General features: G+C 42.3%; 14 protein-coding genes and 1 pseudogene. 7 read left to right on the top strand and 8 right to left on the bottom strand.

The annotated features are described in order from the left end of the window. The first annotated feature begins 120 nt into the window (after positions 1-120). The 3 genes from ACJ9PY_RS26465 (at position 121) to ACJ9PY_RS26455 (ending at position 3291) form a co-directional block, all read left to right on the top strand. Positions 121-1305 (top strand): NupC/NupG family nucleoside CNT transporter, encoded by a 1185-nt coding sequence (locus ACJ9PY_RS26465; RefSeq protein WP_063574601.1) that lies wholly within the window; start codon positions 121-123, stop codon positions 1303-1305. Between the two features lie 149 nt (positions 1306-1454). Beyond that, a complete protein-coding gene (msrB, locus tag ACJ9PY_RS26460) occupies positions 1455-2414 on the top strand; it encodes a peptide-methionine (R)-S-oxide reductase MsrB (RefSeq protein ID WP_057278242.1) in 960 nt (319 codons plus the stop codon). Between the two features lie 22 nt (positions 2415-2436). Further along, positions 2437-3291: an STAS domain-containing protein gene (locus ACJ9PY_RS26455; protein ID WP_411739310.1), complete on the top strand. Its 855-nt coding sequence runs from the start codon at positions 2437-2439 to the stop codon at positions 3289-3291. 49 nt (positions 3292-3340) lie between these two features. Here the strand turns inward: ACJ9PY_RS26455 and ACJ9PY_RS26450 are convergent, their stop codons facing one another. From ACJ9PY_RS26450 to ACJ9PY_RS26435, 4 genes are all read right to left on the bottom strand, one after another. Further along, positions 3341-4993 carry a glutamine--tRNA ligase/YqeY domain fusion protein gene (locus ACJ9PY_RS26450; protein WP_053536958.1) on the bottom strand — a complete coding sequence of 551 codons (1653 nt, stop codon included), beginning with the start codon at positions 4991-4993 and terminating at the stop codon, positions 3341-3343. Between the two features lie 298 nt (positions 4994-5291). Next, the gene (locus ACJ9PY_RS26445) at positions 5292-6032 is read right to left on the bottom strand and encodes an amino acid ABC transporter ATP-binding protein (protein WP_034316039.1); all 741 of its coding nucleotides are present in this window, start codon (positions 6030-6032) and stop codon (positions 5292-5294) included. A gap of 11 nt (positions 6033-6043) precedes the next feature. Next, the gene (locus tag ACJ9PY_RS26440) at positions 6044-6709 is read right to left on the bottom strand and encodes an amino acid ABC transporter permease (protein ID WP_034316037.1); all 666 of its coding nucleotides are present in this window, start codon (positions 6707-6709) and stop codon (positions 6044-6046) included. A 26-nt stretch (positions 6710-6735) separates the two neighbouring features. After that, positions 6736-7515 (bottom strand): transporter substrate-binding domain-containing protein, encoded by a 780-nt coding sequence (locus ACJ9PY_RS26435; protein ID WP_053536955.1) that lies wholly within the window; start codon positions 7513-7515, stop codon positions 6736-6738. Positions 7516-7981: 466 nt separating this feature from the next. Between ACJ9PY_RS26435 and purU the strand changes: the two genes are divergently transcribed. Then, positions 7982-8884 carry a formyltetrahydrofolate deformylase gene (gene purU / locus ACJ9PY_RS26430; RefSeq protein ID WP_034316032.1) on the top strand — a complete coding sequence of 301 codons (903 nt, stop codon included), beginning with the start codon at positions 7982-7984 and terminating at the stop codon, positions 8882-8884. 360 nt (positions 8885-9244) lie between these two features. On the opposite strand, the gene ACJ9PY_RS26425 is transcribed toward purU, so the two are convergent. The 3 genes from ACJ9PY_RS26425 to ACJ9PY_RS26415 all read right to left on the bottom strand — a co-directional run bounded on the left by ACJ9PY_RS26425 (position 9245) and on the right by ACJ9PY_RS26415 (position 11873). Then, positions 9245-9904, bottom strand: coding sequence for an SIMPL domain-containing protein (locus ACJ9PY_RS26425; protein ID WP_411739309.1), 660 nt, complete (start codon positions 9902-9904; stop codon positions 9245-9247). A 141-nt stretch (positions 9905-10045) separates the two neighbouring features. Then, a complete protein-coding gene (locus ACJ9PY_RS26420; protein WP_034316239.1) occupies positions 10046-10240 on the bottom strand; it encodes a YwbE family protein in 195 nt (64 codons plus the stop codon). 112 nt (positions 10241-10352) lie between these two features. After that, positions 10353-11873, bottom strand: coding sequence for an FAD-dependent oxidoreductase (locus ACJ9PY_RS26415; protein WP_098864440.1), 1521 nt, complete (start codon positions 11871-11873; stop codon positions 10353-10355). A 709-nt stretch (positions 11874-12582) separates the two neighbouring features. Here ACJ9PY_RS26415 and ACJ9PY_RS26410 point away from each other — a divergent pair. From ACJ9PY_RS26410 to ACJ9PY_RS26400, 3 genes and pseudogenes are all read left to right on the top strand, one after another. Continuing rightward, positions 12583-12783 (top strand): annotated as a pseudogene (locus ACJ9PY_RS26410) (nucleoid occlusion protein); the annotation flags it as partial. A 475-nt stretch (positions 12784-13258) separates the two neighbouring features. Next, entirely contained in the window at positions 13259-14455 is a 1197-nt protein-coding gene (locus tag ACJ9PY_RS26405; protein WP_057278235.1) for a ParM/StbA family protein, read from the top strand. An 8-nt stretch (positions 14456-14463) separates the two neighbouring features. After that, positions 14464-15006 carry a hypothetical protein gene (locus ACJ9PY_RS26400; RefSeq protein ID WP_057278234.1) on the top strand — a complete coding sequence of 181 codons (543 nt, stop codon included), beginning with the start codon at positions 14464-14466 and terminating at the stop codon, positions 15004-15006. Between the two features lie 95 nt (positions 15007-15101). On the opposite strand, the gene ACJ9PY_RS26395 is transcribed toward ACJ9PY_RS26400, so the two are convergent. Next, entirely contained in the window at positions 15102-16394 is a 1293-nt protein-coding gene (locus tag ACJ9PY_RS26395) for an NCS2 family permease (RefSeq protein ID WP_057278233.1), read from the bottom strand. Positions 16395-16684: the final 290 nt, after the last annotated feature.

Below are 16684 nucleotides of genomic sequence, written 5' to 3'. Positions count from 1 at the left end.
CTTCTGGAGAGGTACGTACATGTATTTTGGATGAAAGAGAAAACGTTTGCATAAATTATTTGAGGGTATCCTACTATTAATGCACGAACATTAAATTCACCCTTAGTGGAGGCAGAATATATGAAATTTCTGATTGCAATTTTAGGACTGCTTATTGTTTTTGGACTAGCTATCTTAGTCAGCAGTGACCGGAAGAAAGTTAAAATAAAACCGATCATCCTCATGTTGGTCATTCAGCTTGTTTTAACTTATTTATTATTAAACACGAAGTTTGGCTTAGTGATCATCAATTCAATTGCCGATGGCTTCGGAAAACTTTTGGAATGGGCAAATGAAGGGATCACCTTTGTATTTGGCGGGATCGTAAATGAAGGAGCATCGCCCTTCTTTTTAAATGTCCTTCTTCCTATCGTATTCATCTCCGCATTAATCGGGATTTTACAGCACTTCAAGATCCTTCCGTTCATCATGAAGTGGATTGGATTCGTTCTAAGTAAGGTGAATGGAATGGGTAAATTGGAATCTTACAATGCGGTTGCATCAGCAATAGTAGGCCAATCCGAGGTTTTCATAACCTTGAAAAAACAACTCGGTGCCATTCCGCCATCTCGCATGTATACGCTTTGTGCATCAGCCATGTCAACTGTATCGATGTCGATTGTCGGTGCTTATATGACGATGATTGAACCAAAGTACGTTGTGACGGCCATTGTTATTAACATGTTTGGTGGATTTATCATCGCATCCATTATCAATCCTTATACCGTAACGGATGAAGAGGATATTCTCCCTGTTGAAGAAGGGGCAGAGAAGCAGTCTTTCTTCGAAATGCTTGGGGAATATATCATGGATGGGTTCAAGGTTGCCATCACTGTAGCGGCGATGTTAATTGGTTTCGTTGCTTTAATCGCCGGGATCAACAGCATATTCGACATGATTTTTGGCATCAGCTTCCAAGACATCATGGGGTATATCTTTGCACCGTTTGCCTTTATCATGGGTATACCGATTTCAGAAACCGTGACTGCTGGCGGAATCATGGCGACGAAACTGGTAACCAATGAATTCGTTGCCATGCTGAGCTTAGGGGAAGCATCAGCTGCCTTGAGCGAAAGGACGATAGGGATCGTTTCGGTTTTCTTGGTTTCATTCGCCAATTTCTCATCAATTGGTATCATTGCCGGTGCAGTCAAAGGACTTCATGAAAAACAGGGAAATGTTGTAGCCCGTTTCGGCTTGAAGCTGTTATATGGCGCGACTCTTGTCAGCATCCTATCAGCGATCATTGTAAGTGTGATACTTTAAATAACGGATTTAACACAAAAGGGCACTTGGGTTTACTCCTAAGTGCCTCTTTTATATTTGTTACGCAAGGTAGAGTTTTTGAATTTGAAGGTGCTTGGCTTGCTGATATATAATACATAAAATGACAGGAGTGAAAGGGGAGTTTTAGGATGACGATGGATGGAAAAGAAACAGCTATCTTTGCAGGAGGCTGCTTTTGGTGCATGGTTGCTCCCTTTGATGAAATGGACGGTATCATTTCAGTGACATCAGGTTATACAGGCGGTGATTTTGCCGCTCCAAGTTATAAACAAGTGATTACCGGTGCGACTGATCATGTTGAAGCGGTTCAAGTGGTATTCGATCCATCAATCATTTCCTATAAAACGTTATTAGAGATATTCTGGCAGCAAATCGATCCAACAGATGATAATGGACAGTTCTCGGATAGGGGAAAGCAATACAAGGCAGCCATTTTCTATCTTAATGAACGTCAGAAACGGGAGGCAGAACAATCGAGGGAAGATTTAATGATGAGCGGGCGGTTTAAGAAACCTATTGTTACGGGTATTCTACCCTCGGGGGAATTTTACGCCGCTGAGGAATATCATCAAGAATTCTATCGAAAAAACCAATTTCGCTATGCATTGTACCGTAAAGGCTCAGGACGGGATGCCTTCATTAAAGAAAATTGGCCTAAGGATAATGCACACCTTAGAAAGACCTTAACGGAGAGTCAGTTTCATGTCACCCAGGAAAATGGCACGGAGCCGCCTTTCGATAATGCTTATTGGGATCACTTTGAAGAAGGCATTTATGTGGATGTCGTTTCTGGGGAGCCCCTATTCAGTTCGCGGGATAAATATGATAGCGGTTGTGGGTGGCCAAGCTTCACGAAGCCCATCATGTCGGCAAGTGTCAATGAAAAAATGGATCTCAGCCACCGAATGACCCGGACCGAGGTGCGCAGCAGGGATGCCGATTCACACCTTGGACATGTTTTTCCCGATGGTCCAAGTCCTAAAGGCACGAGATATTGCATAAACTCTGCGGCCCTTCGATTCATCCCCAGAAATGAAATGGAGAAAGCGGGATATGGAGATTTATTAATACTATTCAAAATGAAATAACTAGGGAGATAGGGGAACACAAATGGATAAAATAGATGAAAATTTATATCGATATATCCTTGATAACTCGTCTAAGATTACGGAAAACTGGCTGGCTTTAAGGGAAAAGCAGTCTGGGTCGATCTATTCAATAGATTCTAATGAGGAAATCGAAAAGCTGCTTAGGGAACAGAATACATGGACCATCAAGACAGTGACAAGTGCTTTACTTGAAGATGAAACTGCTTTTATTGAAACGATGGAGCAGTGGGCCACACTTGTCGCGAAGAGCAGGGTTGAATCGGACACCCCTATTCACGAAGTGTTGGAAGCGCTTAATAAGGTACGTGAAATATATTGGGCATTCATCACTGATTATATGCTCATGGATACGAAGATAACGAAAGAAATAATCATCCGGTGGAGCCGGCTTATTAATCGTGCCTTCGATCAATTGAACCGTGAGTTCACCGAGCAGTATTACCTTTTGACAAAAGAACGATTGTCAGCTCAACAGGAGCTGATTAATGAACTGGGCGCACCTGTCATTCCCATTGTTGATGCCATTGCGGTATTGCCGTTAATCGGTGAAATCGATACCTATCGGGCAAAGGGAATTTTGAATGGGACTCCAAGCAAATGCATTAGCAAAAATATCACCCACTTATTCATCGATTTATCGGGAGTCTCCCTTTTGGATACGATGGTTGCCCAACAAATCTATCAATTGATAAGTACCCTGAACCTGTTAGGCATTCAATCGACCATTTCCGGGATTCGACCTGAAGTGGCCCAGACATCGATTCAGTTAGGCCTTGATTTTAGTCAGGTTTCGACACATAGTACTCTTAAACAAGCCCTTTCCAAACAAGGGATCAAGCTATACGAGAAAAAATGATAAATGAAAAGAACCAGATCCGCTAGGAATCTGGTTCTTTTTCGTGATTCTATAACTTGAATGAGCTTTTCAATCCGACGATTTGGTTGAAGACCAAGTGATCGGCCGCAGTGAGTTTTGAATCAACATTATAATAGCCATGCCTGAAGAATTGGAATTTATCCTGAGGCTTAGCATCTTTCATGTTAGGCTCGACAAATCCTTGTAAAATTTCGATAGAATCAGGGTTTACCCGGTCCAGGAATGATTTTTCTTCCTCTTCATCATTTTCCTTATCCAAGATTAAAGGCTGAAAGTTGCGGAATTCTGCTGAAACCGCTTGTGAAGCTTCGACCCAGTGCAATGTACCTTTCACTTTACGGCCAGTGAAGCCCGATCCGCTTTTCGTTTCAATATCGTATGTGCAGCGAAGTTCAATGACGTTACCGGCTTCGTCCTTAATCACTTCTTCACATTTAATGAAATAAGCATGCTTCAAACGGACTTCATTGCCCGGGAAAAGTCGGAAATACTTTTTCGGCGGGTTTTCCATGAAATCGTCCTGTTCGATATATATTTCACGTGAAAACGGGATTTGGCGTGTACCCATTTCCGGTACTTCCGGATTGATCTCAGCATCCAGCCACTCTATCTCGCCTTCCGGATAGTTGGTGATGACCACTTTAAGCGGGTTCAGGATGGCCATAGTCCGTGGAGCCTTCAGCTTTAAGTCTTCCCGCACGAAATGATCAAGCATTTGAGAATCTACGATACCGCTTGTTTTGGCGACACCTATCTCTTGGCAGAATGCACGAATCGCTTCGGGTGTATACCCGCGTCTCCGCAAGCCTGAAACAGTAGGCATCCGCGGATCGTCCCAACCGTCCACGAAGCCCTCATCGACAAGCTGCTTCAGTTTTCGCTTGCTCATTACTGTGTTGGTCAGGTTAAGACGGCCAAATTCATATTGCTTTGGTTTGCTTTCCATTTCACAATTCTCAACGATCCAGTCATAAAGAGGGCGTTGATCTTCGAACTCTAGCGTACAAATGGAGTGTGTGACTCCCTCGATGGCATCTTCAATCGGGTGGGCAAAGGCATACATTGGGTAGATGCACCATTTGTTGCCGGTATTATGGTGTTCAGTATGGGAGATACGGTATATGACGGGATCACGCAAATTAATGTTAGGTGAGCTCATATCGATTTTTGCACGCAATACTTTTGCGCCGTTTTCGAATTCGCCGCTGCGCATCTTTTCAAATAGTTCAAGGTTTTCCTCGACGGTTCTATTGCGGTAGGGGCTGTCTTTTCCCGGCTCTGTCAGCGTTCCGCGATATTCACGGATTTGGTCGGCATTAAGGTCGTCCACATATGCCAGTCCTTTATTGATGAGCAGCACAGCTCTTTTATACATTTCATCAAAATAGTCGGAAGCGAAGAAAAGGTTATCCCAGTCGTAACCGAGCCATTTTACATCTTCCTTAATGGAGTTTACAAACTCAATATCCTCTTTCAATGGATTCGTATCATCGAAACGAAGGTTGGTTTTCCCATTGAAATCATCAGCCACCCCAAAATTCAAAATGATTGATTTGGCATGCCCGATATGTAAATATCCGTTCGGCTCAGGAGGGAAGCGGGTGATGACATGATCATGTTTTCCGGACTCTAGGTCATCTTTTATAATATTTTTAATAAAATTCGAAGAGTTATTTTCCAACTGAATTCGACCTCTTTCATTTATATACTTCTTTTAATTTTACCTGTATATATACCATAAATACAGATATTTTTCCATGTTCGAGCCGGAATCACGGTTTATCTGAAACAATTCATCAAGTATTTAGTTTGTACAATCCGAGCGGAAATATCCCTGAAACTTTGATCATGTAATTTAGGGAATGACCTAACTGGATATTAAAGAAACAAATTAGACCCTTTTCATCTAAAAAAGCAATACAGGAATTCATGCCTGTATTGCTTATAAACTCGCTAGCATTCAGATTTTAGAATTAAAATCAAAAGACTGTCGTTTGCAAAAATTCTTTTGTACGTTCTTCTTTTGGATTGGTGAAGAATTCTTTTGGCGGTCCGCTTTCGACAACCCTCCCATTATGCATGAAGACAATCCAATCCCCGACCTCACGTGCAAAGCTCATTTCATGTGTAACGACTACCATTGTCATCCCTTCCAAGGCAAGTTCCTTCATCGTGGCAAGAACTTCACCCACAAGTTCGGGATCCAGAGCCGAGGTAGGCTCATCAAAGAGCAGGATATCAGGTTTCATGGCAAGGGCGCGGGCGATGGCAACACGCTGTTTCTGCCCGCCTGAGAGCTTGCTTGGATAGACATCCGCTTTATCTGATAAACCGACTTTGGCAAGCAATGTCTTTGCTTCTTCAATCGCTTGGGCCTTAGGGACTTTTTTGACGTGTGTCGGTGCTTCGATGACATTTTCCAGTACGGTCATATGCGGGAAGAGGTAGAAATGCTGAAATACCATTCCGACTTTCTCGCGGATTTTATTAATATCATGGGTACCAGGATTGATTTCCGTTCCTTCAATGAGGATTTGGCCGCTGTCTTTCTTCTCTAAATAATTCAAACAGCGGAGCAGGGTGCTTTTTCCGGAACCGCTTGGTCCGATCAGACAGACAACATCGCTGTCGAGTACCTTCATATCGATATCTTTAAGTACATGCAGGTTTCCATACGATTTATTTAAATTCCTAATGCGAATCATTTCTTTTTGTTCCATTTCAATTCCCCCTATCGATCACTGATGGACAGTTTCTTTTCGAATAAATTGACGATAATGGTCAGGAAAGCCACTAGAATCAAGTAGTAGACCGCTACAATCAATAAATAAGTCATTTCATCGAAATTATTCGAGCCCAACGTAGTGGCTACATTAAACAGCTCATTCATGGATATGAAAGCTGCCAGTGATGAATCCTTCAGTCCGATGATGAATTGGTTGCCAAGCGGCGGCAATGCGCGGCGGAAGGCTTGAGGCAAGATGATTCTCCTTAAGGTGAGCGAATTGCTCATGCCAAGGGAGCGTCCGGCCTCCATTTGGCCTTTGTCGATGGATTGAATCGTACCACGCAAAATCTCTGAAATATAAGCTCCATTATGGAAAGCCAGGGCAAGTGACGCCGCCCAGAAATCCGGCAGTAAGAAGAGATTGCTGATACCGAAATAGAGTATGAATATCTGTACGATTAAAGGCGTTCCCCGTACCAGGAATACATATGTATCTGAAATCCATGCAAGAATTTTTATATTGGATATTTTTAATAGGGCAAATAGCAAACCGATGAAGATACCCACCAATATGGAGACTACCGTCAGTTCCAATGTGAGGAGCATGGCCCGGATGAATACGTCCGAGGAGCTAAATAATGTATCAAAAAAATGTGAAAAACTTGGCAATGTAATGACTCCCTTTCTATCAATCTTTATTCAGGCTTAGTTGTGATGTCTTCACCAAAATACTTTTTGCTGATTTCAGCAAGCGTTCCATCTTCACGGAGGTTTTCAAGAGCTTCGTTGATGCGTGCAAGCAGCTGAGGGTTGTCGTCAGGCAGTACGATGGCCTGTTCGCTTCGTTCGATCAATTGCCTTCCTTCGATGTCGAAACCTTCCTTGGTCGCTTCCTTGCCGGTTACGAAGTCGGTAATGACGGCATCATGACGTCCTCCGCTCAATGCCTTCAGGGCGGTGATATCACTGTCATAGGTTTTTACATTGGTTGTATATTTTTCTGCTGTCGTTGCGTACGTGGAGCCTTTAGAAGCTGCAACTTCCTTACCCTTTAAATCTTCAACCGTTTTAATATCACTATCCGGGCGAACGAAAATTTGAGGACCTGAGTAGTAATAAGGGGTCGAGAAGGCAACATGTTTACTTCGTTCTTCATTGATTGTATGGCTGGCAACCGCGGCATCTGCCCGACCGGTTTTAACACCTTCCACAATACCTTTGAACTTTATCCGTTTAGGCACAGGTTCTAGGTCGAGTTCCTTTGCAATTGCATCGCCAACTTCAATATCGAATCCGGTTACGGTCATGTCATCATTGACATAACTGAATGGCTTGAATTCACCTGAGGCAGCAAAAACAAACTGGTCCTCATTGATCAGCTTACTCCCGTCCTCCAGCTGGTCCTTTTCGGCACAGCCGGAAAGAAGACCAAGGACAGCCAGAATGGATACAATGAATGTAACGGATGATTTCATGATAATTTCATTTCCCCCTTTGAAAAAAACTAATAGAATGGTCTATACCCTTATGAGGCAATGAATAACCTTATTAACTATGGAAAATAAAACTGAAACCAAAAAGGCTGTCCAGCACATACCGACATTTCATACAAGAATCCCCCTTCACTATGCATTTCATAAAGGTTCTCGGCCTTTGCCTTCATTTCCTTCCAAATTACATGTAATTTCCTGAAAAAGTGACAAAAATTACTTAATAGGAGAAGGAATTTTGAAACAATTCAGGCTGATGATGTATCTATCGAAAGCGAAAAACTGATGATAACCGTATCTAATGAATGGGATGGGATGGGATAAAACTGTGGAGTATTTTAGGCAATGTTGATTTTGTCTACCAACAAAGTCCCGATTTGATTGACTGACTTTAATTTCAGACATGAATTGAAGTATAATATAGCAAAATAGAAGAAGGGCAGTTGGGAAAATGGTTAGCAACTTTGTGCAAGAGCAGTTACAGGAATATCGCGAAAGAAATCAAGATAGAGGCCGTTTAATTATAAAATGTCCGGACCAGCCGGGAATTGTTTCGACAGTTACGGCTTTTCTTAAAGAATATGATGCAAATATTGTTGAATTGAGTCAGTATTCGATGAATCCTGAGGGCGGTACCTTTTTCACCAGGATCGAGTTCGATTGTCCAGGATTGAATGACAAGGCAGCGGATATGCAACTGGCATTCCAGGAAGTTTCGACAGCATTCTCGATGCAATGGACATTTAATCATGTGAGTGATCTGAAGAGGACGGCAATCTTCGTTTCGAAGGAACCCCATTGCCTTCTGGAATTGCTATGGGAGTGGCAAAGCGGGGATTTATTGGCTGACATTGCACTGGTCATCAGCAATCATGAAGATACGAGGGAAATTGTCGAATCGATGGGCATCCCGTTTTATTACATTCCTGCCAATAAGGATATACGTAAGGAAGTGGAGACTAAACAGCTTGGACTTTTGGAAGAATTCAAAGTGGACCTTATTGTATTGGCCAGGTATATGCAGATATTGACGCCGGACTTCGTAGCGGCCCATCCGAACAGGATCATCAATATCCATCATTCATTTTTACCTGCCTTCATTGGAGCACGGCCTTATGAACGAGCTTATGACAGAGGTGTTAAGCTGATTGGGGCGACTTCCCATTATGTGACGAATGATTTGGATGAAGGTCCAATCATCGAGCAGGATATCGAACGTGTGGACCATCGTGATTCTGCCGGGGATATGAAGAAAATCGGTCGTTCTGCTGAACGCCGGGTGCTGGCACGTGCCGTTAAATGGCATTTGGAGGACCGCGTCATTGTTCATGAAAATAAAACGGTAGTCTTTTAAAATGAAAAACCCCCCCTTGGCAACCCAAAGGGGGGTTCCGTTTGCGCCCATCCTAGAACCATGATTTTAGTGGAATACTGAATTATCCTGCATGTTTTTAACTTGATTATAGGAATGAAACCCTTACTAGATTGAAGAAAATTTGCGACATTCCTGCCGAATAACTGGCTAGCTGAGACCCCGGGAACGCTTGCCGGCGAGGAGGCTTGGCAGACAGTCGACGGAAAGGGAGCGGATTTCTGAAATCACCTGGAACCTTTTTAACCGAATTGAAAGTAAATTAGTTCTCCTCTAATTTGTCTGCAGTCTGAATCCCCCTTTAGGTTAAGGGGGGTTTTTTATGATGGAATTAAGTGAGTGCTAGTACGAGTATTCCACCCTTACTGAGGCAGTTATGTTCAATTCACCAGGCTGAATCGGGGTAGTCGCCATTTTTGAGAGAGTACCTGTTTGAAAAAGCATTGGAGTTGCCGTTTCAGATAGTTCTTCAACCCTATTAGGGACTGGGTTCAATGAGATTCCTAGCGTTCGAGCCATGGAAAGAGCTTTTTCGTATGCATTTTTTAAAGCGAGAGAAAGTGCCTGGTTATAGTATGCATCTGGATTGGATAAAGAGAAGCGGATGTTGGTGATTGAATTGGCGCCGCTTCTGACGGCCGTGTCGATTATGCTGCCTATTTTCTCGATGTCGGTCGTTTGGGCTTGTATGATGTGCTGGACTTTGTAGTTCTTGAACAATTCCTTTCCGTCAATATAATCATATTGTGGATCGATTCTGTAATCACTCGTTTTCAATTGCTCTTCGGGAATGCCTGCGGATTTAAGTGATGCGATGACATTTGCGATTGCTTGGGAATTGGCTTGCTGGGCCTTTTGCGGGTCCTCATCCTCCGTTATGACTCCAAGGGTGATCGTGGCTTGATCCGGAGCAGCAGATAGCGTCTCTGAGCCGGAAACTTTCAATATATGTTCATCGGTGCGGTAATGATCCCTAAAGGGGGCATTGTATTCTTGATTCATTTTGACACCAGCCTTTTTATAGAGATAATCTCACCCCTATTGTACGAATTATGAATGGGAAACATGATTGAAATATCCCCCTTTGTCATTAATCCATCGAACAATCACACAAAAAAACACTCGGCCTGGACCGAGTGCACATTACTTATGAATGACTTGAACCCTGCCTACCTGGCCATCAGTCAATCTTACTTTAATTCCATGAGGGTGGGTGCTGGAGTTGGTTAAAATATCCTTTACAGTGCCGCTTGTCAGCTTTCCGGTGCGTTGATCTGCTTTAAGTACAATATCCACAGAGGCACCTGGGGTAATATCTTTCCGGTTTTTACCGTTCATGTTCGATTCATTCCTTTTCAGAGTTATTTGCAGCCATTCAACCATGCAGTAACTTCAGTATAAGGAAAACGGCGGGCCCAGTCGACTATTAGATAAAATCACAAATTGGCAGTCAGCGAATTTTCTTCAATGGTTCGACAGCAGGGCCATTTAACACTTCACCAGCGATGGAGTAGCGGGAGCCATGGCATGGGCAATCCCAAGTACGGTCGCCGCTATTCCAGGCAACTTCACACCCCATGTGTGTACATGTGGAATCAACAATATGAAGCTGGCCATCATGGTCACGGTAACACCCAGCTTTGTCTCCATCCACCTTCACGATTGCTCCTTCATCAATTCCTATGTCTTCCGGCGTTTTATGATTGACAGCCAATTTGCCTTTGATCAGATGCTTCGCCACATCAGCATTATCTTGAAGAATATTCTTCACGCCTTTTAAACGGGCAGGATCATACAATTCCGCATACCGATTTTCTTTTTGCAAAATCCGGTCAGTTAAGATCCTGGCGGCAATCGATCCATTCGTCATTCCCCATTTCGCAAAGCCGGTAGCTATCAGAACGTTTTGTTGGTTGGCTGTCACTGGACCGACGAAGGGGATATTATCCGGTGTCACGATATCCTGTGCCGACCAGCGGTAGGGAATGTCTTTCACATCGAAATACTGGGCACTGAAGTCCTTCAGTGCTTCATAATGCTCGATCGTCGATATTCCCTGGCCTGTTTTATGGCCATCTCCGCCAACAAGTATAAGTTTTTCCCCATTGTCCAATTCCGTATAGCGAAGGGAGCGGCTAGGGCTGTCTGCACTGTAATACATCCCGCCTGGATACTCCTGTTCAGTCCTGATGCCAAGCACATAGGACCTACTTACATGAACACGGGCAAAGTATAAGCCCTTTTCATCATTGAAAGGGAAGTGGGAGGCCACGATAACCTGATTGCTTTTGATGGAATGTCCCGTATCAGTCAGAACGGTTGGTGGATCGCCATCTTCAATTTTCATTGCCGTTGTCCGTTCATAAATGGTGCCTCCTGCATCGAGAATTGTCGAAATGAGGGCCGTTAAATATTTTAATGGGTGAAACTGTGCTTGATCTTTCATTATCACAGCTGCTTTACATGGAATGGAGAAAGGGATATTCTCCGCATAATCCCCCCGAATGCCAAGTTTTTGATAAGCTCTCAGTTCTTTTTGGATTTTGCTTATATATTCGTCCGTATTTGCGTACACATAGGCATCCTGTGCAGTCAAATTACATTCAATGGAATGTTCTTCTACCAAGTCTTTAATCAGCTTCATTCCATCTGTATTGGCTTCATAATAAAGCTTGGCATTCTCTTCGCCATGGTCAGTGATCAACTGGTCGTAAATCAGGCCATGCTGGGCCGTGATTTTTGCTGTAGTGTGTCCTGTCGTTCCGGTAAGGATTTGTCCTGCTTCAATCAGTGTGACTTTTACACCTTGTTTAGCAAGTAGGTAAGCAGATGTGATTCCGGTAATTCCGCCGCCTACTATTAAGACATCAGTGGTTAGATCTGTATCTAGTTTAGAAAAAGAAGGGAATGTTAACGCACTGCGCCAATAAGGTTCCGGAAATCGGGGAAGGTCTGTATTTTTTTCAGTCATTTGAATACCTCCATACAGTTCATTAGTGAATCGTCCATTTATTACCATACCCAAATTCGCTATTTATACGCTTATTTTTGTAAGAAGAAAGACTAAAAAAATACATTATTTGGTTCGTTTACAAAAATGTATACATGTAAACAAAAATAGATAGTTTGTACACAAAAATGTATACATGTTTACAAATGCGTACACATGGCTATATATAAGGTGTATACATATTTGTTCCTATTGTAAACAATTTGAAAACAATTCGACAAATATAGCTACAACTTATGAAGGGTTGACTATAGTGGAAACTTTTTCAGCTTCCAGAATCGTAGAGAGGAGGGCCGTTAAATACTTTAAAGTGGGTTTAACTGTGCTTGATTATGGAAGAATTACAAGGAAAGGAGAAAGGGATTTTTTCTGCATAATCCCCGCGAATGGCTAGTTTCGATAGGCTTTTGGTTCTTTGGGGATTTTACATTTATATTTGCGTGAATATAGGTATCCATTGCAGTCAAATTACATTCAATGCAATGTTTTTCTACATAAGCCCATTCTTTCTGCATTGGCTACATATTATAGTTTGGCTTTCTCTTCACCATGTTTTAGTGAACAAAAAAGTCGTAAACCAGTCATGCTGTGGTGTGTCCCGTTGTTCCGTTAAGGATTTCGCCAGCATCTATCAGTGAAACTTTATTACATTGTTCCCTGTAATTCCGCCGAAGGACTGACACCGATTGAAGAAGCTTTGGCTTATGGAAAACTACTATTGGAGCTGCATAGTTTAACGCAAGAAGCTCTGGCACAAAGACTGGGAATAGGTCAATCTACCGTGGCGAATAAGCTTCGGCTGCTTAAGCTGCCGAAGGAGGTTCAGGATGCACTTCTTCAAAAGCAAATTACGGAACGCCATGCCCGCTCGAAGACGTCAGTGGTTATATCTGTATCTAGTTTAGAAAATGAAGGGGAATTTAACGCACTGCGACAATCGTGTTCCCGAATTTGGGAAGTTTCTGTATTTTTTCAGTCATTTGAATACCTCTATACAGTTCATTAGTGAATCGTCCAATTATTATCCTATCTAAAATCTACTATTTATCTGCTGATTTTTGTAAGAAGAAATATTTTAAAAAATACATTATTTGGTTTGTTTACAAATGAGTATACATGTAAACAGAAATAGATACATTGCAAACAAAAATGTAAACATGTTTACAATCAAGTACACATAGCTATTTATAAGGTGTGTACATATTTGTTCCTATTGTAAACAATTTGAAAACAATTCGACAAATATAGCTACAACTAATGAAGGATTGACTAACGTGAAAACTTTTCCTATTCTTAAAGGGAATGCTTCACTTAAATTTTTTCCATGAAAAAGGGGATGTTTTTAGATGAGTTCTAGAATCGCAGCAGTAGACGTAGGAAATGATGCTATCAAGGCTATTTTTGGAAAGCTAGAGTCTGAACTATATATACCGAATGTCATTGCAAAAGACATAGAGGACCGTCCGGTCATTGGGATTGAGGAACTTGATGAAAAAAACCCATTGGAAGGGATTCATATCAGGGTCCATTCACCGGCTCTGCAAGACAATAATGCGATTTATCGCGTTGGGAACTTGGCGACAAAAAGTGATAATCCTACCGAATTGGATTTAGGAAGCAGTAAATCGGAAGAAGATCAAACATTAGTCATGCTTTTTGCGGCTCTTGCATTAGACGCTGCCAAGTTGGGGGACAACGATACATTCAAAAAAGTGAATAACGTTGTGGAAGCCAACTATACTCTTGGAACAGGGTTGCCACTTCGGGAGGTTAAAGAAGGGAAAGACGTCGGATACCGCTCGAAATTACTTGGTTCAGTCCACCAGGTGGAATTTTTAATTACTCCTAAATACCAAGGCATGAAGGTTAATATCAAATTTGATGAAGTGAAAGTCTATCCAGAGGGTTTTGCAGCATACATAAATTTGGTCATGGATAAAGATTTGAATATCATTAATCGTGAATTAATAGATAGAAGAATACTGATTCAGGATATCGGTGGATTATCGACGGATATCGCTGTCATTAAAAATCGTAAAGTTGACGATGACAAAGCGCAAGGATTCAATTTGGGAGTAGCTGAAGCCCTTGAATCGATTCGCGAAGAAATCAGGAAGAAACATGGTGTCGAGTTGGATAGCAGGCGCGACGTCGTTGAAATCATCACGAAGAAAAATGATCGCAATCATATTATGGTTCGCGGAAGCCGGACAAGCGTTCATGATATCGTTGACCGTATTTTGGGAGAACTGGCCAAAAAGCAATATCGCCACCTGCGCAACGTATGGCAAAAAAACTCACAAACGGAAATCTGCTATTTTGTAGGCGGGGGATCGATTGTCTTGAAAGATTACTTGAAAACCTTGAATCAAAATTTCGATGGCTACAATATAGACTTTTTCGAAGATGAGCGGGAAAGCGTTTGGATGATGGCAAACGCCTATTATAAATTGATTTCGGATTTTAATCGCCGCCGGAATGCAAAGGAACAGAATCAGTCCCAGCAAAAGAAGAAAGAACAAAGAACGGGTTCCATTAAATAGGTGAGAGAATGAAAAAAACAGCTTCTTCTGAAATTAAAAGAGGACAAGCCATCACTTTTCGTATCCCTTCGGATGTCTCAGACTATACGTTAAGACAGCTGCAGAAATTGAAGGAAACGGAAAGAAGGAATTTTTCCAGTAAAATTGCTGAGTATGTTCTCGATGGAGTCGGGCAATCCACCCATCAGGATCGGGAAATGATTGCCCTGCCCATGCCGAACAAGTTAAGCAAATCTCAGCGTGATTGGCTCAAGCATTCCCACTCAGAAGCTATGCTTGGAACGATTATGTACCACCTTTTATCCGATCCTTTACGCGCTACGGCCTTGCTTGCCTCTTTGAATAATAATGTATTGAGTGAGGAATTGTATGTGCAGGCCGAGCCCGAGGAAAAGGAACCCGTGGAGGTCCAGGAGGACCTGCCTAAGAAAGATTTGGATGACTTTGATTGGAATTTGAATGAACCCTCACAACAAGAGGAAGAAACAGAACCTGAAGAAGAAAATCTTGACGATCTCCTGGGTGATTTTCTTGATCAAATGAACCAGTGAATATATAGGAGGATATCTGACGACAAGTTGGATATCCTCCTTTTTCTTTGCAGGGGCCAAAAAAAGAGGAACCCCAAGGATTCCTCTTAAGATGATCAAGCAAGGAAAATCAGTTGGTAAAGGAATAAAACGGCAAACATGTACACGAACGGATGCACTTCACGGAATTTGCCTCTTGCCATTTTTAAAATGGGGTAGGCGATGAATCCGAGTGCTATCCCGTTGGCGATGCTTGATGTTAAAGGCATGGCGACAATGACCAAAAAGGCTGGAAATGATTCATCAAAGTGTGTCCAGTCAATTTCATTAATGCTTTTAATCATCATGCTTCCGACGATGATCAAGCTAGGTGCAGTGATTGCCGCTACATTTGAGACAGCTCCTATCAACGGGCTGAAAAAGGCGGTTATTAAGAATAGGATGGCCACCACCAACGCGGTTAAACCTGTCTTGCCGCCCGCTCCTACACCAGCTGATGATTCAACCGAGGCAGCGGTCGGGCTTGTGCCGAACATGGCGCCGACAGTAGTGCCGATCGAATCTGCAAAGAAGGCACTGCCTGATTTTTCAAGCTTGTTCTCCTTCAGCAATCCAGCTTGACGGACAATGCCCAATAAAGCACCGGTCGTATCGAAAAGCATGACAAGCAAAATGGAGAAGACGACGCCATAAAGCCCATAGTTAATCACATCGGCGATAGATGTGATTGGATTGGCGACTATTATCCCTTCAGGTAACGAAGGGGTGGAAACCAGGCCGTTAATTTCCAATTGGCCTGTAAAGAAAGCGATTATGGCAGTCACGATCATTCCGATGAATATCGCTCCCTGCACATTGCGAACGATCAGCACGATTGTTATGACCAAACCAACCAATGTAAGTGCCACACTGGGATCCCTGAAGCTTCCAAGAGTAACCAGGTTGGATTCATGCTGTGTGACGACACCTGACAAACGAAGTCCGATGAAGGTAATGAAGAGCCCGATTCCGGCACTGATTGCATGCTTTAAGTTATTAGGGATGGCCTCGATCAATTTTGAGCGGAAAGAGGTTAGGGATAATAGGATAAAGATGATACCGGTAACAAAGACTGCAGAGAAGGCAACTGTGTATGAGATATCATGGGTTCCCAATACCGAGTATGCAAAATAAGCATTCAATCCCATTGCCGGGGCTATGACAATTGGGTAATTGGCTAAAAGGGCCATGCATAGTGTACCGACTATTATTGCGAGTATGGTTGCTGTGAATGCTTGGTCGAAGGGAACACCAGCATCAGAAAGGATCATGGGGTTTACAACGATGATATAAGCCAGTGTTAAAAAGGTTGTAAGCCCCGCAAGTACTTCCGTTTTAATATTTGAATTCCGTTCTTTTAATTTAAACATGCGGTCACTCCTTTTTTATATACAAAAAATCCTTGCAAAAATCTACAAGGAGGAGATGCTTACCCTTTTTCAAGTAAGTAGCTCGATAGATGGTAATAAATCTTATAAATTATATTAGAAAAATAACTAAAGTACAATAGGATGAAAAATTTTAAGGTACAGGTTTTCTCGAAAATAGATAATGATATACTAACAAATAGCTTAGACTAAGGATAATGACTTGAAATGAAGGAAGCTGTTACCATTTAAGTGGATTTATCAGTAAATTAAATGAAGAAATTCAGAAAGTA

The organism is Peribacillus sp. S4, assembly GCF_046715815.1.
Classification (GTDB): Bacteria; Bacillota; Bacilli; order Bacillales; family DSM-1321; genus Peribacillus; species Peribacillus frigoritolerans.
Note: the sequence above shows the minus strand (reverse complement) of the source record. Positions and strands in the feature narration are given on the sequence as shown.